A 19,200-nucleotide genomic window follows, 5' to 3' on the forward strand; every position below is an offset into this window, starting at 1 on the left:
ACCCGCTCCCACAGGTACAGCGCCAGCCTCAAGGTTAGCGCCGCCCTTGTGGGAGCGGGTTTACCCGCGAATGCGTTTGTAAGAGCCAGAACACGTTTCAGTCTTCCGATGCACCGTTCCTGTGCCCGATGCACCTCACTAAGGCACAAATCCCCTCAAAAAACGGCCAATTCGCCCTGAACGCCCGGTATTCAGCGGCTTTTCAAAACTGGCACGCCCCCTGCAATAGCTAATACATCCCAAGTTTCGGGGGCCCTGGTACAGGCAGGCCGGGTGAACCCCTCTTTTATTAGCAACATCGCCAGTTTTGGGGACCTCGGTACAGGCAGGCCGGGATATCCCCTCTTTTATTCGTGCAGTTTCACCTGCAATCGCCAGCGCCCAGCGTCCTCTGCACCGGCCCACTCGCCGCGCAGGGGGCGCGCGGCTACCACCGTCAGCAACAGCCCCTCCTTGCTCCTTTGCACCCGCCAGCTCACCGGCTTGCCCTGCAGGCTCAGTTGCCCCTGCCGGGCCTTGCCTTGGGCCTGGAACAACAGCGCTACCGTACCTTCCACATTCTCGCCATGCAGCTGAGGCTCTTCGTTGAACCACAGCTCCAGGCCGTCCTGCACTACCTCCACCTGCAGTAACTCGCGCTCCTCGGGCGTAGTCAGGCGCCCGATCATCAGCCCCACCATCAAGCCGACAATCGCCAGCGACAGCATCACCCGCGGGAACGCCTTCGAACGCATGTCCGGTTCGGGGGTAGAATGCCCGTCATCTTCACGCTTGGAGCCGTGCATGTTTCACGTCATCCTTTTTCAACCAGAAATTCCGCCGAATACCGGCAACATCATTCGCCTCTGCGCCAACAGCGGTTGCGACCTGCACCTGATCGAGCCCATCAGCTTCGAACTGGATGACAAGCGCCTGCGGCGCGCGGGGCTGGATTACCACGAGTATGCCACGCTCAAGCGCCACGAGAGCCTGGCCGGATGCCTGGAAAGCCTGGGCAACCCACGGCTGTTCGCCTTCACCACCAAGGGCTCGCACCCGTTCCACGAAGTGGCGTACCAGCCGGGCGATGCCTTCCTGTTCGGGCCAGAAAGCCGTGGCTTGCCGACCGAAGTGCTGGAAAACCTGCCTGCCGAACAACGCCTGCGCCTGCCGATGCGGCCGGGGTGCCGTAGCCTGAACCTGTCCAATACCGTGGCTGTGACGGTGTATGAGGCGTGGCGGCAGAATGGGTTTGCGGGGAGCTGAGTTATAGCCTGTGCCGGCCTCTTCGCGGATAAACCCGCTCCCACAGCGGCCGCACAGACTCAAAGCCAGTGCAACACCTGTGGGAGCGGGTTTACCCGCGACGAGGCCGGCACAGACAACAAAAAAGCGCCCCGAAAGGCGCTTTTCTGATACCAGCAGCTATTACTGCACGGTCGGCGCTTCGCCAGCTTCCTGCATGCGCTGCATTTCCTGCGCGTACAGGGCGTCGAAGTTGACCGGCGACAGCATCAGGGCCGGGAACGAACCACGAGTCACCAGGCTGTCCAAGGTCTCGCGGGCGTAAGGGAACAGGATGTTCGGGCAGAACGCGCCCAGGGTGTGGCTCATCGAAGCCGCGTCCAGGTTCTTGATCAGGAAGATACCGGCCTGCTGCACTTCAGCGATGAAAGCCACTTCGTCACCATTTTTGACGGTAACCGACAGAGTCAGCACCACCTCGTGGAAGTCACCTTCCAGGGCTTTCTGCTTGGTGTTCAGGTCCAGGGCAACGCTCGGCTCCCAGGTCTGGCGGAAGATCTGCGGGCTTTTCGGGGCTTCGAACGACAGGTCGCGCACATAGATGCGCTGCATGGAGAACTGAGGGCTGTTGTCTTCTGCAGCAGCGCCGTTGGTCTGTTGGTCAGTCATGGCAGATCCTTATCCTAATGTTTTTGAATGCAGTGCAAATCAGGCCGCCAGCAGCGCATCGAGCTTGCCGGCGCGCTCCAGGGCATAAAGGTCATCGCATCCACCGACGTGGGTGCTGCCGATCCAGATCTGCGGCACCGATGTACGGCCGGCCTTCTGGCTCATCTCGGCACGAACCTGTGGCTTGCCGTCGACCTTGATTTCCTCGAAGGCCACGCCCTTGCTCTCGAGCAGGTACTTGGCGCGCATGCAGTAGGGGCAGTAGTCGCTGGAATAGACGATGACGGGCTTCATATCACTTCACCAGGGGCAGGTTATCGGCTTTCCAGCTGGAAACGCCACCGCTCAGTTTGGCGGCGTTGTAACCAGCCTTGAGCAGCTCGCGGCAGATGGTGCCGGACTGCTGGCCCATAGAGTCGACGACGATCAGGGTCTTGTCTTTGTGCTTGTCCAGCTCGCTCATGCGGTTGACCAGCTTGTCCTGCGGGATGTTCACCGCACCGACGATGTGACCGGCGGAGTATTCCTTGGCCGGGCGGATGTCGATGACCAGGGCTTTCTCGGCATTGACCAGGGCAGTCAGCTGGCCGTTGCTCAGGCTCTGGCCGCCGCGACGGATTTCGTTGACCAGCAGCGCGACCAGCAAGACAACGAAGATCGCCACCAGGATGTAGTGGTTTGTCGCAAATTGAATCAGGTTAGCAACCATCTGGGGTGTTCCACGCGATTGAAAATGCCGGCCAGTATACACAGCCCCTTATTGCCACCAAAGCCCGACGGGCCGGCCGGAAAGGTACCTTCATGTTGCCACATTGGCCACGCTGGTCAGGGAACAGGACGAATATTCGCCGCCGGTGGCGCATTTGCCCTAAAATGCGTGTCTTTATCATCTTTGAACAACCGTGAGTTTGATTGATGACGAGTACGCCCAAACCCCTGGTCCTGATCATCCTGGATGGCTTCGGCCACAGCGAAAGCCCCGAATACAACGCCATCTATGCCGCCAACACTCCGGTCTATGACCGCCTGCGCGCCAGCCAGCCGCATGGCCTCATTTCCGGCTCGGGCATGGATGTCGGCCTGCCGGACGGGCAGATGGGCAACTCCGAAGTCGGTCACATGAACCTCGGCGCCGGCCGCGTCGTGTACCAGGATTTCACCCGGGTGACCAAGGCCATCCGCGACGGCGATTTCTTCGAGAACCCGGTACTGACCGGCGCCGTGGACAAGGCAGCCAGTGCCGGCAAGGCGGTGCATATCCTGGGCCTGTTGTCCGATGGCGGCGTACACAGCCACCAGGACCACCTGGTGGCCATGGCCGAGCTTGCCGCGCAGCGCGGTGCGCAGAATATCTACCTGCATGCCTTCCTCGATGGCCGCGACACGCCGCCACGCAGCGCGCAGTCGTCCATCGAACTGCTCGATGCCACCTTTGCCAAGCTGGGCAAGGGCCGCATCGCCAGCCTGATCGGCCGCTACTATGCCATGGACCGCGACAACCGCTGGGACCGCGTCAGCGCCGCCTACAACCTGATCGTCGACAGCGCTGCCGAATACACCGCCGACACCGCCCTGGCCGGCCTGGAAGCGGCCTACGCTCGCGACGAGAGTGACGAGTTCGTCAAGGCCACACGCGTCGGTGAAGCAGTCAAGGTCGAAGACGGCGACGCGGTGATCTTCATGAACTTCCGCGCCGACCGCGCCCGGGAATTGTCGCGCGTGTTCGTCGAGCCCGACTTCAATGAATTCCCCCGCGCCCGCCTGCCAAAACTGGCCGCCTACATTGGCCTGACCCAGTACTCGGCGAAAATCCCGGCCCCCGCCGCCTTCGCTCCGGCCAGCCTGAACAACGTGCTGGGCGAGTACCTGGCGAAGAACGGCAAGACCCAGCTGCGCATCGCCGAGACCGAGAAGTATGCACACGTCACCTTCTTCTTCTCGGGTGGCCGCGAGGAGCCGTTCGAAGGCGAAGAGCGCATCCTGATCCCGTCGCCGAAGGTTGCCACCTACGACCTGCAGCCGGAAATGAGCGCGCCCGAAGTTACCGACCGCATCGTCGAAGCCATCGAGCAGCAGCGTTATGACGTGATCGTGGTCAACTACGCCAACGGCGACATGGTCGGCCATACCGGCGTGTTCGAAGCTGCGGTGAAGGCCGTCGAGGCCCTGGATGGTTGCGTCGGGCGCATCGTCGAGGCTCTGGACAAGGTCGGCGGCGAAGCGCTGATCACCGCAGACCACGGCAACGTCGAGCAGATGGAAGACGAGTGCACCGGCCAGGCGCACACCGCGCACACCACCGAGCCGGTGCCGTTCATCTATGTCGGCAAGCGCAACGTCAAGGTGCGTGACGGCGGTGTGCTGGCCGATGTGGCGCCGACCATGCTGAAGCTGCTGGGGTTGGAAAAGCCGGTGGAAATGACCGGTACATCCATCCTGGTCGATGCCTGATTCTGAGCTATAGGGGCCGCTTTGCGGCCCCAATTACAAATGAATTCCAGACAAACGCCCCTCTGCACCCGCAGCGAGGCGTTTTTTTTGCCCGCCCGCGCGGGCATACTAGGCCAGTCTCCATCCTTGGTACGCCAAACCCCATGCTTCGCGCCCTGATTCTCCTAGCCCTGTCTTGCCTGCTCAGCCCGGCCTTCGCCGATGAGCGTGCGCAGACCCAGCAGCAACTGGACGCCACCCGTCAGGACATTGCCGAGCTCAAGAAGACGCTGGGCAAGCTCCAGGAAGAAAAAGCCGGTGTGCAAAAGGACCTCAAAGCCACCGAGACCGATATCGGCAACCTCGAAAAGCAGGTGGAGGCCCTGCAGCAAGAACTAAAAAAGACCGAAGGCGAGCTGGAGCGCCTTGATACCGAGAAAAAAAAACTCCAGAGCGCCCGCGTTGAACAACAGCGACTGATCGCCATCCAGGCTCGTTCGGCCTACCAGAACGGCCGCGAGGAATACCTCAAGCTTCTGCTCAACCAGCAGAACCCCGAGAAGTTCGCCCGAACCCTCACTTACTACGACTATCTGAGCAAGGCGCGCCTGGAGCAACTGCGCACCTTCAACGAGACCCTGCGCCAACTGGCCAACGTCGAACAGGAAATCGCTACCCAGCAGCAACAGCTGCTGGCCCAGCGCGCCGACCTGGACACCCGCCGCCAGGCCCTGGAAACCGAGCGAGGCAAGCGCCAGCAGGTACTGGCCAGGCTCAATAGCGACATGAAGGACCGCGACCAGAAGCTGCAATCGCGCCAGCAGGATCAAGCCGACCTTTCCAAAGTACTAAAGACCATCGAAGAAACCCTCGCCCGCCAGGCCCGCGAGGCCGAAGAAGCGCGCAAGAAGGCCTTGCTGGCCCAGCAGGAAGCGGAAAAACGCCGTCAGCAGGAAGCCTTGGCCGCCGCTGCCGCCCGCGAACAGGCCGGCGAACCGGTGGAGCCACCGAAAAAGGCCCGCACCACCCTGGGTCCGATGGTTTCCAGCGATGGCGCGAGCTACGGCGGCGCATTTTCTGCCGCACGGGGAAAACTTCCATGGCCGGTCAATGGTCGATTGCTGGCACGTTTCGGTGATGCCCGCGGCAGCGATGCCCGTGCCAAGTGGGACGGGGTGATGATCAGCGCCAACCCGGGCACCCAGGTACGAGCCGTGCATGGCGGGCGCGTAGTGTTCGCCGACTGGTTGCGCGGTGCCGGGCTTCTGGTCATTCTCGACCATGGTAACGGTTACCTGAGCCTGTACGGCCATAACCAGAGCCTGCTCAAGAGCGCCGGTGATATCGTCAAGGCCGGCGAGGCCATTTCCACCGTTGGCGACAGCGGCGGCCAGGACGCTGCCGGCTTGTACTTCGCCATCCGCCAACAAGGTCGGCCTACCGATCCTTCGCAGTGGTGCCGGGGCTAGTCAAATTTCTACGGCGTAGCCCTTGGGCTGCGCCGACGCTCCCCAGGGAGCGCTTACAGGATCAGGAGTTCGTTCGACATGCTGCACTCGCCTCGTCTCACCCAGCTGGCCCTGTCCATCGCCCTGGCGGTCGGCGCGCCCCTGGTCACTGCCGCAGAGCCGGCCAAGCCGGCCGCAGTACCGGCCACCGAGGTGACCGCCAAGGCACCGCTGCCGCTTGAAGAGCTGCGCACCTTCGCCGAGGTAATGGACCGCATCAAGGCGGCCTATGTAGAGCCGGTGGACGACAAGACCCTGCTGGAAAATGCCATCAAGGGCATGCTCAGCAACCTCGACCCGCACTCGGCCTACCTCGGCCCCGAGGACTTCCAGGAGCTGCAGGAAAGCACCAGCGGCGAGTTCGGCGGGCTGGGCATCGAAGTGGGCCAGGAAGACGGCTTCATCAAGGTGGTCTCGCCGATCGATGACACCCCGGCCTCGCGTGCTGGCGTGCAGGCCGGCGACCTGATCGTCAAGATCAACGGCGCCCCGACCCGCGGCCAGACCATGACCGAAGCGGTCGACAAGATGCGCGGCAAGGTCGGCGAGAAAATCACCCTGACCCTTGTGCGCGACGGCGGCACCCCCTTCGACGTGACCCTGGCCCGCGCGGTCATCCAGGTCAAGAGCGTGAAGAGCCAGTTGCTGGAGAACGACTACGGCTACATCCGCATCACTCAGTTCCAGGTCAAGACCGGCGACGAAGTGGGCAAGGCCCTGGCCAAGCTGCGCAAGGACAACGGGAAGAAGCTGCGCGGCGTGGTACTGGACCTGCGCAACAACCCGGGTGGCGTGCTGCAGTCGGCGGTGGAAGTGGCCGACCACTTCCTGACCAAGGGCCTGATCGTCTACACCAAGGGCCGCATTGCCAACTCCGAGCTGCGCTTCTCGGCCGACCCGGCCGACGCCAGCGACGGCGTGCCACTGGTGGTGCTGATCAACGGCGGCAGCGCCTCGGCGTCGGAAATTGTCGCCGGCGCCCTGCAAGACCAGAAACGCGCCGTGCTGATGGGCACCGACAGCTTCGGCAAAGGCTCGGTGCAGACCGTGTTGCCACTGGCCAACGACCGTGCGCTGAAGCTCACCACCGCACTGTACTTCACCCCCAACGGCCGCTCGATCCAGGCCCAGGGCATCGTTCCCGACATCGAAGTGCGCCCAGCCAAGCTCACTGCCGAAGCCGACACCGACAACTTCAAGGAAGCTGACCTGCAGGGCCACCTGGGCAATGGCAACGGCGGCGCCGACCGCCCGACCGGCAGCGGCAAGCGCAAGGAGCGCCCGCAGGATGACGACTTCCAGCTGAGCCAGGCCCTGAGCCTGCTCAAGGGCCTGAACATCACCAAGGGCGAATGATCCAGCCCATGCGTTTTCTGTTGTGTCTGCTGTTTGGTCTGATGGCCAGTGCCGCGCAAGCGGCGCCGGCCGGCAAGGCCTACATGAGCATCATCATCGACGACCTGGGCCAGAGCAGCGAGCGCGACAGCCGTACCCTGGCCCTGCCCGGCCCGGTGACCATGGCGATCATGCCTGACACCCCACATGCCACAGACTTTGCCCGTCAGGCACACAAGGCTGGCAAGACGGTGATCCTGCACATGCCCATGGACCCGGCCACCGGGCCCTATGCCTGGCACCCAGGTGTGCCGATTGAAACGCTGGCCAAGCGGTTGGACATGGCGTTGAGCAAAGTCCCGTGCGCTGTTGGCATCAATAACCACATGGGTAGCCGCATGACTGCCCAGGACGAGGCGATGGCCTGGTTGATGGCCGAACTGCAACGTCGTCACCTGTTTTTCGTAGACAGTCGCACCAGTGCCGCTACCGTGGCGGCGGCGCACGCACAGAAGACGGGCCTGGCCCATGTATCACGCGATGTATTTCTGGATAATGAGCGGTCGCTCGAGGCAATCGAACATCAATTGCTCCAGGGTATCGTCCTTGCCCGCAGGCAGGGCTCGGCAGTGCTTATCGGCCACCCGTATCCGCAGACACTGGCGGTACTGGCGCGCGAGCTGCCCCGGCTGAAAAGCCAGGGCATCGAACTGATCAGCCTGGAGCAGATGATTGCCGAACGTGGCAACCAGACGATGCCTGCGCATCGCAGGCACCGTGCAATTGCCCCAGCTGGCCAGGTCAGCGGAACGGAATGATGCCTCTGGCCTGCTCAAGGGTCAGTTTGCCGCGATGCAACCGCTGACCCGCAATGGCAGCCAGGCGGCTACTTAGCCGACGCTGGCTCCAGGTCTTGAGATGGCCCACGGTAAAGTCCTCAGCGTTGGCATCATGTGTAGGCAAATGAAAATGCGCAGCCCAGAGGTTGCGTTTGCTTGGCAGGCGCACAATACGGTATTCATCAAAGACGCTACCATCCTGCATGGTCTGCCTTGCGGTGTATTCGACCCGGATCAAACCTTCGCCATGCAGGAAGCGCAACGCTTCAGCCGAAGGATATTTGGTATCGGTATACAGTGTTGTCAGTTGCAGCCTCTTCTCGTGGCGTAGGGTATCGGCGTCACGCTCAAGGCTTCTTATCAGCGCATCGTTTCCTCCGGCATCGCGCACCACATCAACCGCCTTGTCCAGTCTCTCCAGCTGCTGGTCAAACAACTGGGCAAGCAAGGTGCCTTTGATATCGTTCTCGACATAGTCACTGGCCTTGGCTCGCACAGTGTTACTATCATCCAGCAAAGCCTGGACCCACATCGGCAAGTCACTCGGCGCGCTATCTTCGGTCAAGGATGGGTGCTTGCTGACACGCTGCACCCACTGGCCCTCCACCAGGTCAAAAGTCGCCAGCACCTCCTCACTGAACGCTTCGCGCACCTCGACGACAGGCTGGCCGTCGATCTCGACCTGCGTGCCGATCATCAGCTGGCCCTCGCGGTTGCGCACCACCCGCTGTTGCTCGGTGGAAACCAGATACGGTACACGTTTGCCCACCGCATCAACGGCTGGCTGCTGCAGCGCGGCGACCAGGCGCTGTCCCGCATCATGCTTCAATTGCTCGACATGCTGACGGTACCGCTCAAGCATGGCAGGCTCTATCAGCTCGCCGCCATCACGCAGGATTCGAGCACTGTTGAGTAGTGCAGCAGAGTACTCATCCCATGCCTCCTGCAGGATCACCACCTGGTCTTCTGCCGAAAGATTGGCCATGTCCAGCTCACCGTGCGCATCAGCCGCACTGCGCAGGGACAGCCCGACCAGTTCTTCCCGATAGGCAGCAACCGTCTGCTGGCCAGAAGCTGCGTCCAGGTGCAACGCCAGGTCCGCGAGGTTTTGAACCTGGTGGAAACGCAGCTGGATCGTGGTGAATCTGCGTTCACGGATCAACTGCCCCACTGTTCTCTGGTGCTCGGGAATGACCGAGGATATGACCAGATCATCCGGCGAACTGGCCAGCAAGTCATCCAGTACGATGCCCATGGCGAGCATGCGATCCTGGTAATCGGCAACGATCGCCAAACGATCGCGAAGCGCGGCGTATTGTTCACCAACTTCTGCCAAGGGCTTACCATCAACGTTACTTTGCAGCACGCTCAGCTGAGGGTAGTCGGCAAGGATCCAGAACTCTTTATAAACGAACTGGCTGTCGCGAATCAGCTCGACTCGGCTCGTGGTCTGATGCTCTTCAAGCACCGGGTCCCAGTCACCGCTCCTGCGCTGGGTCGCATATTTGGCTTCTGCCATGGCCGATAACAGCTCTAGCCGATCCTGACCTTTGCGAACGGCTTCTTCCAGTGAAGTCGCCACCAGTTCCCGCGCTTGCACGATACGAGTCTTTAGCGTGGCGATTTTTTCGTCATACTTGAGCGCCAGCGATTGCAAACCCGACAGTTCCTCGGTCGCCGGTGCCGAACCGATCTGCGACTGCAAGCCACTGCGCAAGCGCTGTACGGTTTCAAGCTCGCGCCCAGCGGCGACAACATCAGAGCCTGCGCTTGCCACGTTCAACCTGACGTTTGCGATTTCAGTGTCCAGGCGCGCAATTTGCGTATGTATGGCGTTGAACCGTGCGGCAGTCCGAGCTGCGCCGCCCGGGGCGCCCCCGGCAAGGCGTAACCCGTTATCGATGCGCCAGACTTCATTGATGAAGGTAAGCCATGGCCCTGGTGCGCCTGTGCCATCAACTACCCGAACACCCTGCGATAAAACCTCCACGCGGTAGACGTCACCCGACATGGCGGCATAGTAGTTGCCATCGATGCGATACAACCCCGCGTTCACACCCTCAGGCAGGGGCTGCAAACCATTGATCGACACCTTCGAGCGCATGGCTTGCAACTGCTTGCGCTGTGCCGGCGGCAACCAGTTGAAGCCGTGCTGGCCGCGCCACGAAAAGTCTATCGCCTGGCCGACCAAGGGGATGAGTGCCTGCTCGACGGGTTTGACAGCCACTTCGCCGAACGCCCCTGTCTGCGCTCGGGAGCCTTCAAAGCTCAAGGTACCAGGCAAGGCCTCGGGAGATACTTCAAGATTCGGTTGATGGGCGTGCAGCAATACCATCGAAAGGTTCAGCAACAGATCGGCAATGGCAGCTGGCCGGTCGAAATCGCTGCCCTGCTCCAGCGCCATCAGGTCATGCTGCAACGACGTTAGCAGCTGCAAGAGCCAGGCTGCTGTAGCAACCGGGCCGCGCACCGCCAAGGTCGCTACATCGAACAACAGCCAGGCCCCCTCAGTCAGGAGCGCCCAGCGGCTTTCGGCAGTGGAAACGGATTGCAGGTCTGCCAGCTCGATCAGCAAATCAGCATTGGCCTTGTACAAACGTTCGTCGAGGTCGTTGTGCCAGAGCTTGATGTCGAGCACCGCCGGGGCAGGGCGCTCGGGCAACGCATACGGGTCGATGCCCAGGCTGACAATATGCGGCTCGGTGAAGCCACCTTGCTGGTAGATGCTCCTGGCGTCTGGCTCCATCCAGTCGAGGATGCTGGCTTGCAGCAACGACGACTCTTGCACGTGTTCAAGCAATGCGGCGAGGCTCGCATACTCGCGAACGGTGTCCTGCCGATACAACGGCCGGTACAACAACACCCTACGCGGCTCGGCACAGAACAGGACATACATGCCACGTACCGCGTCTTTGTGCGTAGAGGTGCTACTGCGCCTGAATGCCAGGGGGAAAATGGTCATTCTAGGCGTCTGTGGGTCCACATGGCCCGCGCAGAAATCAACCACGCACTGCAAACCGGTTTCGGACACCTTTTCGTCCAGCTTCCCAGCCAGGGCGCTCGCCAGTAATGCGCTTCGCCATTCCTTGCCAAAGCGCATCACACGCTCGGCCCGCCCGTTAGTATCGTTCAGCCGAGCAGCCACGTAGGTCGGATACTGGCCTCCGATATCGAGTTCAGTCACCAGCTGTGCAGCGGCCTTTGCAGTCAGCCAGGCCGGGCTTGCTTTGCCGTCCTGGCGACGAATCTGTTTGATGAAAGCCCCCTTGAGCGAAGCAAGGTTGCCGATGGCGAACTGTGTCAGGGTCTTGCTGCCAACAAACACCAAGGGCTCACCACCACCTGCACCTGTCGCCGCCCCGCCCGGTACCCCGTTGGCGCGGTATAAGTCCAGCATCAGGTCATCGGGAGAGGTGTCATCGCCATGGTCCTCGGCGATCCGCTCACTCAACTTTTGGCTGGCGTACTCCGTTAATGGCTGGATGCCATCCAGCGCTGACACGCCATCGGCATCCATGTGGTGCAGCGCCAACTGCAGCAAAGCAGCACACCATGCAAAACTGTCCTGCGGCGCACTGGCCGTAATTCCCGGAGGTGGTACAACTGCTGCCGTCTCGTCCTCATAACGGAGGAACCAGGCGGCTGGATCGCTCAACCGGGCGTAGCACCGCTCAAGCTCGTCGATATCGGCAAAATTTTCGTGACGTAACAGCTCAAAGCGTTCGAACATGCCGTCGAGAAGCAGCGATACCTGTTGGGCAAACACGTTGCCCTCAACACTGCAGCGGGCCCAGCTGAGACTGTCGAAGCTGTAGCGCTGGGCCAATTCGTCGCGCAAGCCTTCGCCGAACGCTGATAACGAGGCAAAACTACGGACAATGCCCGACGGGGCGCACCACAACACCATCTGACGGGCATCGGACTCCCCCAGCACCAGCAGGCTGCTGAGCTTCTCCTGAAAATGCAGCGACCCACTTTCCAACTTGGCTTGCACAACAAACACCAGGGGCTGATCCTTGCCACCGCTGATCAAGCCGCGCAAGCAAGCCTGCTCCTCTTTGTCCAGACCTTGCAACGGTAGCCCGCGCAACAGGGCGGTGCGCAGCAGCAATTGCAACCAGCTGTCCCGGCTAACGCCAGCGCTACCCTTGGCCCGCCAGTAGTCCAGCTGCGCTTCACAGAACCGTTGCGGCAACTGTTCAAGCAGTTCATTGAGCGGGGCCGACAAACCGGCCAGTTGCCGCGTGGCAAATTCGCTGTCGGAGCCGGCGAAGCGGTAGTCTGCCGTCAAGCCCAGATTGTAATGACGCTCGCCGATTGGCTCCAGATCCAGCTCGCCAGGACCACGCAGGGCTTCGAGCACCCTGTCGAGCAAAGACTGTGTGGTCCAATAAGGCGTGGCAGGGTCTGGGCTATCAAGCATCAACGGGTCGGCATCCGACAGCGCTGGGGTCACATAGGCAAGCCACGGCAGCTCAGCCAGCAAGACCTCCAGTAACTGGCGACTCGCCACTTGACGTAACGTCGGACGGTCGGAGAAATGCCTGGCGGCTGCGTACTGGAAGTCGAAGGCGGGATGTTTCATGTAAAGCACCTCTTGGCAAAACCAGAAAGGTGCCTTGGCTGTATCAACCGCGCGGGTTACATAATGCTTGGGCAAAAAAAAGGCCTTGCATTTGGCAAGGCCCTTTGGATATAGCTGATCAGCTGTAAACACGCCCCAGCAACTGGCGGTGGCTCTCGAACTGATCCAGCACATCGCGCACAATCTGGTCCGGAGCAAAGCCCATCAGGTCGTACTCCTGGCTACCATCGTGCAGGTACACCTCGGCGCGGTAGAAGCGCTGGCGCACTTCCGGCTCGCCCTCCACCGGCGCTTCGCTAGGGGCGGCCAGATAGCCGTCCAGGCTCACTTCATAAACGAACGGGTTGCCCTCTTCCATCATCACCCGCAGGCCCATCATGTTGCGCGACTGGCCGACACGGGTTTCCACCTCGAAGCCCAGGGTCTGCAGCTGAGCGGCCGCTTCCTTCAGCGCGGGGCTGACTTGTTTGTCCATGAAACGCTGCACCACGGCCTGGGTCGGCTGCAGTTCCAGCTGGGTCAAGCGCTCACTGAAGCCGCGACGACCGCGGGCGGCCAGCTCGGCACGCTCTTGCTCGACCACCACATCCTGCTTCATGGCCTTGTACAGGCCGAACATGAACAGCACCAGCACCACCGAGAACGGCAGGCCCGCAAGCACCACCATGGTCTGCATGGCCTCGAAGTTACCGGCAAACAGCAAACCGATGGTGACCAGGGTGATGACCACCGACCAGAACACCACCATCCAGTGCGGGGCGTCTTCGTCTACCTTGCCGCCTTTGCACGACAGGTTGGCCATCATCACCGCGCCGGAGTCGGCCGGGGTGAGGAACAGCACGAAGCCGACGAACACCGCTACACCGATCACGATCTTGGCCGCCGGGAAGTACTCCAGCAGCTGGTAGATCGACATCGACGGCTGCTCCAGGGCGGTCTTGCCCAGCTCCACGGCGCCCTGGTTGATCACCAGGTCCAGCGCGGTGTTGCCGAAGATCGACAGCCAGGCCAGGGTAAAGCCCAGTGGGATCAGCAACACGCCACTGACCAGTTGGCGCACGGTGCGGCCCTTGGAGATACGGGCAATGAACATGCCGACGAACGGACCCCAGGAGATCCACCAGGCCCAGTAGAACACGGTCCACAGGCCCAGCCAGCGCTCGGACTTGCCGGTTTCGCCTTCATAGACGTAGAGGTCGAAGGTTTTCAGCACGATGCCGTTGAGGTAGTCGCCGATGTTCTGCACGAAGCCGTTGAGCAGGTGCAGGGTTTCACCGCCCAGCAGGACGAAGATCAGCAGGCCGCTGAACAGCACGATGTTCAGGTTGGACAGGCGGCGGATGCCGTTTTCCACACCCGAGACCGCAGCCACGGTGGCAACGCCGGCCATGACCAGGATCACCACCAGCAGGTTGGTCTTGCTGTGGTCCATGCCGAACAGGTATTCCAGGCCGGAGGCCACCTGCATCGAACCGATGCCCAGGTTGGTCACCAGGCCCAGCAGGGTGACGAACATGCCGAAGATGTCCACGGCATTGCCGGCAGCGCCCTTGACCCAACGCTCACCGACCAGCGGGTACAGCGCCGAACGCAGGGCCAGCGGCTGGTTGTGGCGGTAGGCGAAGTAACCCACGGCAAGGCCGACCAGGGCGTAGATCGCCCAGCCATGCAGGCCCCAGTGCAGGAAGGTCAGCTGCAGGCCCTGTCGCGCTGCATCGAGGCTGGCAGAGGCGCCTTCCGGTGGGTTGTAGTAGTGGTCCAGCGGCTCGGAGGCGCCGAAGTAAAGCAGCGAAATGCCGATACCAGAGGAGAACAGCATGCCGGCCCAGGCGCCATAGCTGAAGTCGGGCTGGTCATCCTTGCCGCCAAGCTTGAGCTTGCCGTAGTCGGAGAAGGCCAGGTAGATGACGAACAGCAGGTAACCGCCGATTACCAGCATGTAGTACCAGCCGAAGGTGCGCGTCAGCCATTTTTGGGCCACGCCCAGCACTTGGCCGGCGGTTTCGGGTACAGCGATAAGCAAGGCAGTCAGAACGAGGATCATCAGCGCGGAGGTGAAGAACACCACGCGGTTGACCCGTACCCTCTCGGCCGGAGGGTTGGTAAGTGAGGCAGAACTCATTGCACGAATGCTCCGGGCAGTGCAGCTGTGGAGGCTAATCAGTCTTTCCCGAGCAATTGGTGGAATATCCCCACTGCATCAGGTGTTATAAAAGCACCCTTGGAAACCGTGATCCCGAATCGATACGTTGCAAAAAAACAGACAGGTGGCCTGCTGAAACTGCCACACCTCAGCCGAGGTGCGCGCATTCGTCACAGATCACCCCGCCCGCTCCAAGGGCCCGCCGCAGGGTCCATGACCGCACGGCAGAATCTGCATTTCGCATCGCTCATGCCCGTCAACGCCTTGTATTCCGGGGGTTACGCGATTTCCTGGGGTGTCAATCCGTGCTTTCTCGACCGCTTGAAAAACTGTCAATGGCACAAATTGTCGCAGAGCTTATTCTTTATTGATTGAACGTTCAATCAAAACAAAATAGACTGGCCTTCGCCGAGTCAGCCGCCCGTCGTCTGCTCGCAGGCCTGAGGAGATAGCAAGATGCCCAAGGTCGGTATGCAACCCATCCGCCGCCAGCAGTTGATCGAAGCCACGTTGCTGGCGGTCGATCAGGTCGGACTGGGTGACGCCAGCATTGCGCTGATTGCCCGTTTGGCCGGTGTGTCGAACGGCATCATCAGTCACTACTTTCGGGACAAGAACGGCCTGATCGCAGCGACGATGGGTTACATCATGAACATGCTCAACGAAGGCGTCAGAGCACGTCGCCAGGCCCTGACGGACGACAGCCCGCGCGCCCACCTGAAAGTGATCATCGAGGGCAACTTCGATGCCAGCCAGGTGAACGGCCCGGCGATGAAAACCTGGTTGGCCTTCTGGGCTTCCAGCATGCACCAGCCCGATTTGCACAGGTTGCAGCGGATCAACGACCACCGCTTGTATTCCAACCTGTGCTGCCAGTTCCGCCGCGCCCTGCCGCTCTACCATGCGCGCAAGGCAGCCCGCGGCCTGGCGGCTTTGATCGACGGCTTGTGGCTGCGTGGCGCCCTGTCGGGTGATGCATTCGACACCGACCAGGCGATACGGATTGCTTACGAATACATGGATCTACAACTGGCTAAACAGCACACCCTGGGTACAAACGACCAGGCCGCTGAACAAGCACGCACGGCCCTGGCCAACCCGGCAGGAGCCTGACGCGCAAGCCAAACCACACACTGCACTTGCGAGGACACTATGGCCCGTTTCGGAACGCAAAAACTCTACATTGATGGCGCTTACGTCGACGCTGGCAGCGATGCCACCTTCGAGGCCATCAACCCGGCTACCGGCGAAGTCCTCGCCCACGTGCAACGTGCCACCGAGGCTGACGTCGAGAAGGCCGTCGAAAGCGCCGAGCGTGGCCAGAAAGTATGGGCCGCGATGACCGCCATGCAGCGCTCGCGCATCCTGCGCCGCGCCGTCGAGATCCTGCGCGAGCGCAACGACGAGCTGGCCATGCTGGAAACCCTGGACACCGGCAAGTCGTACTCGGAAACCCGTTACGTCGACATCGTCACCGGCGCCGATGTGCTGGAGTACTACGCTGGCCTGGTTCCGGCCATCGAAGGCGAGCAGATCCCGCTGCGTGAATCGTCCTTCGTCTACACCCGCCGCGAGCCGCTGGGCGTGACCGCCGGTATCGGCGCCTGGAACTACCCGATCCAGATCGCCCTGTGGAAATCCGCCCCGGCCCTGGCCGCCGGCAACGCGATGATCTTCAAGCCGTCGGAAGTCACCTCGCTGACCACCCTGAAACTGGCCGAGATCTACACCGAAGCCGGCCTGCCTAATGGCGTGTTCAACGTACTGACCGGCAGCGGCCGCGAAGTCGGCACCTGGCTGACCGAGCACCCACGCATCGAGAAAGTCTCCTTCACCGGCGGTACCACCACCGGCAAGAAGGTCATGGCCAGCGCCTCGAGCTCGTCGCTCAAGGAAGTCACCATGGAACTGGGCGGCAAGTCGCCACTGATCATCTGCGCCGACGCCGACCTGGACAAGGCCGCCGACATCGCCATGATGGCCAACTTCTACAGCTCGGGCCAGGTGTGCACCAACGGCACCCGCGTGTTCATCCCGGCTGAAATGAAGGCTGCCTTCGAGGCCAAGATCGTCGAGCGCGTTGCCCGCATCCGCGCTGGCAACCCGGAAGACGAAAACACCAACTTCGGACCGCTGGTCAGCTTCCAGCACATGGAAAGCGTGCTTGGCTACATCGCCAAGGGCAAGGAAGAAGGTGCCCGCGTACTGTGCGGTGGCGAGCGTCTGACCGCCGGTGATTTCGCCAAGGGTGCGTTCGTGGCCCCGACCGTGTTCACCGACTGCACTGACGACATGACCATCGTCAAGGAAGAAATCTTCGGCCCGGTGATGAGCATCCTCACCTACGAAACCGAAGAAGAAGTCATCCGTCGTGCCAACGACACCGAGTACGGCCTGGCCGCCGGCGTCTGCACCAACGACATCACCCGCGCCCACCGCATCATCCACAAGCTGGAAGCCGGTATCTGCTGGATCAACGCCTGGGGCGAATCGCCGGCCGAAATGCCGGTCGGTGGCTACAAGCAGTCGGGCGTCGGCCGTGAGAACGGCATCAGCTCGCTGGCTCAATACACTCGCATCAAGTCGGTCCAGGTCGAGCTGGGCGGCTACAACTCGGTTTTCTAAACCCTGTCTAGCCACGCCCGTGCCGCTGCGCACGGGCGTTCCCGCTCCCTTATCACCGCCAACACGAGGGTACTTTCATGTCCCAAGAATTCGATTACATCATCGTCGGTGCCGGCTCGGCCGGTAACACCCTGGCGACCCGCCTGACCGAAGACGCCGGCGTCACCGTATTGCTGCTGGAAGCCGGTGGCCCCGACTACCGCTTCGACTTCCGCACCCAGATGCCAGCCGCCCTGGCCTTCCCGCTGCAGGGCCGCCGCTACAACTGGGCCTACGAGACCGACCCGGAACCGCACATGGACGGCCGCCGCATGGAGTGTGGTCGCGGCAAGGGCCTGGGCGGCTCGTCGCTGATCAACGGCATGTGCTACATCCGCGGTAACGCCATGGACTTCGACGGCTGGGCAGAACTGCCAGGCCTGGAAGACTGGACCTACCTGGACTGCCTGCCGTACTTCCGCAAGGCCGAAACCCGTGACATCGGCCCGAACGACTATCACGGCGGCGAAGGTCCGGTCAGCGTGACCACGCCAAAAGCTGGCAACAACCCGCTGTTCCACGCCATGGTCGAAGCCGGCGTCCAGGCCGGTTACCCGCGCACCGAAGACCTCAACGGCTACCAGCAGGAAGGCTTCGGTCCCATGGACCGTACCGTGACCAAGAACGGCCGCCGTTCCAGCACCGCTCGCGGCTACCTGGACCAGGCCAAGAAGCGCCCGAACCTGACCATCGTCACCCACGCCCTGACTGACCGCGTGCTGTTCGACGGCAAGCGCGCCATTGGCGTGACCTACCTGGTCGGCGACAGCGAAGAGCGCGTCGAAGCCCGTGCCCGCAAGGAAGTGATCGTCAGCTCCGGCGCAATCGCTTCGCCGCAACTGTTGCAGCGCTCCGGCGTTGGCCCGCGCGCCCTGCTGGAAAGCCTCGACATCCCTGTGGTGCACGACCTGCCGGGCGTTGGCGAAAACCTGCAGGACCACCTGGAACTGTACCTGCAGTACGCCTGCACCCAGCCGGTGTCGCTGTACCCGTCGCTGCTGTGGTGGAACCAGCCGGCCATCGGTGCCGAGTGGATGTTCAACGGCACCGGCATCGGCGCCAGCAACCAGTTCGAGGCCGGTGGTTTCATTCGTACCCGCCCTGAATTCAAATGGCCGAACATCCAGTACCACTTCCTGCCGGTCGCGATTAACTACAACGGCTCCAACGGTGTGAAGGAACACGGCTTCCAGGCGCACATGGGCTCGATGCGTTCGCCAAGCCGTGGCCGTATCCAGGCCAAGTCGAAGGACCCGCGCCAGCACCCGAGCATCCTGTTCAACTACATGGCCACCGAGCAGGACTGGCAGGAATTCCGTGACGGTATCCGCCTGACCCGCGAAATCATGGCCCAGCCGGCGCTGGACCCGTACCGTGGTCGCGAGATCAGCCCGGGCGCGCACGTGCAGACCGACGAAGAACTGGACAAGTTCATCCGCGAGCACGCAGAAACCGCCTTCCACCCGTCGTGCTCGTGCAAGATGGGTACCGACGACATGGCGGTGGTCGATGGCGAAGGCCGCGTGCATGGCATGAAGGGCCTGCGTGTGGTCGATGCGTCGATCATGCCGATCATCATCACCGGCAACCTCAACGCCACCACGATCATGATCGCCGAGAAGATCTCGGACAAGATCCGTGGCCGCAAGCCGCTGCCGCGCAGCACCGCCAAGTACTATGTGGCGGGCGATGCACCGGTGAAGGGCAAGCCGATGCGTGAAGTGAAGCAGGCGTAAGCCTGCCCCGGCCTCTTCGCGGCTAAAGCCGCTCCCACAGGATTCTCACAGAACTTGAGATTTGTGA

14 protein-coding genes are annotated in these 19,200 nt (G+C 61.8%); 8 read left to right on the forward strand and 6 right to left on the reverse strand.

The genetic code is table 11. The annotated features are described in order from the left end of the window. Positions 1-347: 347 nt before the first annotated feature. Entirely contained in the window at positions 348-785 is a 438-nt protein-coding gene (locus tag J5M58_RS12085) for a hypothetical protein (RefSeq protein WP_112249594.1), read from the reverse strand. Here J5M58_RS12085 and trmL point away from each other — a divergent pair. Beyond that, the gene (gene trmL / locus J5M58_RS12090) at positions 784-1,245 is read left to right on the forward strand and encodes a tRNA (uridine(34)/cytosine(34)/5-carboxymethylaminomethyluridine(34)-2'-O)-methyltransferase TrmL (protein WP_112249597.1); all 462 of its coding nucleotides are present in this window, start codon (positions 784-786) and stop codon (positions 1,243-1,245) included. The two genes, J5M58_RS12085 and trmL, sit on opposite strands and share 2 nt — an antisense overlap. Before the next feature lie 162 nt (positions 1,246-1,407). Here trmL and secB read toward each other — a convergent pair whose 3' ends face one another. Genes secB through J5M58_RS12105 form a run of 3 tightly spaced genes read right to left on the reverse strand, consistent with a single transcriptional unit; the run spans position 1,408 to position 2,602 of the window. Beyond that, the gene (gene secB / locus J5M58_RS12095) at positions 1,408-1,893 is read right to left on the reverse strand and encodes a protein-export chaperone SecB (protein WP_013974581.1); all 486 of its coding nucleotides are present in this window, start codon (positions 1,891-1,893) and stop codon (positions 1,408-1,410) included. A gap of 39 nt (positions 1,894-1,932) precedes the next feature. Next, positions 1,933-2,187, reverse strand: a complete 255-nt coding sequence (gene grxC, locus J5M58_RS12100; protein ID WP_003249204.1) for a glutaredoxin 3 — start codon at positions 2,185-2,187, stop codon at positions 1,933-1,935. 1 nt (position 2,188) lies between these two features. After that, the gene (locus J5M58_RS12105; RefSeq protein ID WP_112249599.1) at positions 2,189-2,602 is read right to left on the reverse strand and encodes a rhodanese-like domain-containing protein; all 414 of its coding nucleotides are present in this window, start codon (positions 2,600-2,602) and stop codon (positions 2,189-2,191) included. A gap of 206 nt (positions 2,603-2,808) precedes the next feature. On the opposite strand from J5M58_RS12105, the gene gpmI reads away from it, so the two are divergent. From gpmI to J5M58_RS12125, 4 genes are all read left to right on the forward strand, one after another. Then, positions 2,809-4,344 (forward strand): 2,3-bisphosphoglycerate-independent phosphoglycerate mutase, encoded by a 1,536-nt coding sequence (gene gpmI, locus J5M58_RS12110; protein WP_112249601.1) that lies wholly within the window; start codon positions 2,809-2,811, stop codon positions 4,342-4,344. Between the two features lie 143 nt (positions 4,345-4,487). Continuing rightward, the gene (locus tag J5M58_RS12115) at positions 4,488-5,792 is read left to right on the forward strand and encodes a murein hydrolase activator EnvC (protein ID WP_112249603.1); all 1,305 of its coding nucleotides are present in this window, start codon (positions 4,488-4,490) and stop codon (positions 5,790-5,792) included. Positions 5,793-5,870: 78 nt separating this feature from the next. Then, positions 5,871-7,187 (forward strand): S41 family peptidase, encoded by a 1,317-nt coding sequence (locus tag J5M58_RS12120; protein ID WP_112249605.1) that lies wholly within the window; start codon positions 5,871-5,873, stop codon positions 7,185-7,187. Between the two features lie 8 nt (positions 7,188-7,195). Further along, complete coding sequence (locus J5M58_RS12125; protein WP_207878227.1) at positions 7,196-7,984, forward strand: divergent polysaccharide deacetylase family protein; 789 nt, start codon at positions 7,196-7,198, stop codon at positions 7,982-7,984. Here J5M58_RS12125 and J5M58_RS12130 read toward each other — a convergent pair. Then, positions 7,968-12,590 carry a DUF6543 domain-containing protein gene (locus tag J5M58_RS12130; protein ID WP_243432319.1) on the reverse strand — a complete coding sequence of 1,541 codons (4,623 nt, stop codon included), beginning with the start codon at positions 12,588-12,590 and terminating at the stop codon, positions 7,968-7,970. The two genes, J5M58_RS12125 and J5M58_RS12130, sit on opposite strands and share 17 nt — an antisense overlap. A 118-nt stretch (positions 12,591-12,708) precedes the next feature. Next, positions 12,709-14,655 carry a BCCT family transporter gene (locus J5M58_RS12135; RefSeq protein ID WP_252378435.1) on the reverse strand — a complete coding sequence of 649 codons (1,947 nt, stop codon included), beginning with the start codon at positions 14,653-14,655 and terminating at the stop codon, positions 12,709-12,711. Between the two features lie 534 nt (positions 14,656-15,189). On the opposite strand from J5M58_RS12135, the gene betI reads away from it, so the two are divergent. The 3 genes from betI to betA all read left to right on the forward strand — a co-directional run bounded on the left by betI (position 15,190) and on the right by betA (position 19,133). Then, entirely contained in the window at positions 15,190-15,846 is a 657-nt protein-coding gene (gene betI, locus J5M58_RS12140) for a transcriptional regulator BetI (RefSeq protein ID WP_112249611.1), read from the forward strand. 39 nt (positions 15,847-15,885) lie between these two features. Beyond that, a complete protein-coding gene (betB, locus tag J5M58_RS12145) occupies positions 15,886-17,358 on the forward strand; it encodes a betaine-aldehyde dehydrogenase (RefSeq protein WP_133975992.1) in 1,473 nt (490 codons plus the stop codon). Positions 17,359-17,435: 77 nt separating this feature from the next. Then, positions 17,436-19,133: a choline dehydrogenase gene (gene betA, locus J5M58_RS12150; RefSeq protein WP_112249615.1), complete on the forward strand. Its 1,698-nt coding sequence runs from the start codon at positions 17,436-17,438 to the stop codon at positions 19,131-19,133. Positions 19,134-19,200 lie beyond the last annotated feature (67 nt).

Origin of the sequence: Pseudomonas sp. 32_A (genome assembly GCF_017490905.1) — a bacterium.
Taxonomy (GTDB): Bacteria; Pseudomonadota; Gammaproteobacteria; order Pseudomonadales; family Pseudomonadaceae; genus Aquipseudomonas; species Aquipseudomonas inefficax.

Bases quoted from the DNA above. Each gene is read 5' to 3' on its own strand.
- trmL (WP_112249597.1), top strand. From the start codon at position 784: ATGTTTCACGTCATCCTTTTTCAACCAGAAATTCCGCCGAATACCGGC.
- J5M58_RS12085 (WP_112249594.1), bottom strand. From the start codon at position 785: ATGCACGGCTCCAAGCGTGAAGATGACGGGCATTCTACCCCCGAACCG.
- secB (WP_013974581.1), bottom strand. From the start codon at position 1,893: ATGACTGACCAACAGACCAACGGCGCTGCTGCAGAAGACAACAGCCCT.
- grxC (WP_003249204.1), bottom strand. From the start codon at position 2,187: ATGAAGCCCGTCATCGTCTATTCCAGCGACTACTGCCCCTACTGCATG.
- J5M58_RS12105 (WP_112249599.1), bottom strand. From the start codon at position 2,602: ATGGTTGCTAACCTGATTCAATTTGCGACAAACCACTACATCCTGGTG.
- gpmI (WP_112249601.1), top strand. From the start codon at position 2,809: ATGACGAGTACGCCCAAACCCCTGGTCCTGATCATCCTGGATGGCTTC.
- J5M58_RS12115 (WP_112249603.1), top strand. From the start codon at position 4,488: ATGCTTCGCGCCCTGATTCTCCTAGCCCTGTCTTGCCTGCTCAGCCCG.
- J5M58_RS12120 (WP_112249605.1), top strand. From the start codon at position 5,871: ATGCTGCACTCGCCTCGTCTCACCCAGCTGGCCCTGTCCATCGCCCTG.
- J5M58_RS12125 (WP_207878227.1), top strand. From the start codon at position 7,196: ATGCGTTTTCTGTTGTGTCTGCTGTTTGGTCTGATGGCCAGTGCCGCG.
- J5M58_RS12130 (WP_243432319.1), bottom strand. From the start codon at position 12,590: ATGAAACATCCCGCCTTCGACTTCCAGTACGCAGCCGCCAGGCATTTC.
- betI (WP_112249611.1), top strand. From the start codon at position 15,190: ATGCCCAAGGTCGGTATGCAACCCATCCGCCGCCAGCAGTTGATCGAA.
- betB (WP_133975992.1), top strand. From the start codon at position 15,886: ATGGCCCGTTTCGGAACGCAAAAACTCTACATTGATGGCGCTTACGTC.
- betA (WP_112249615.1), top strand. From the start codon at position 17,436: ATGTCCCAAGAATTCGATTACATCATCGTCGGTGCCGGCTCGGCCGGT.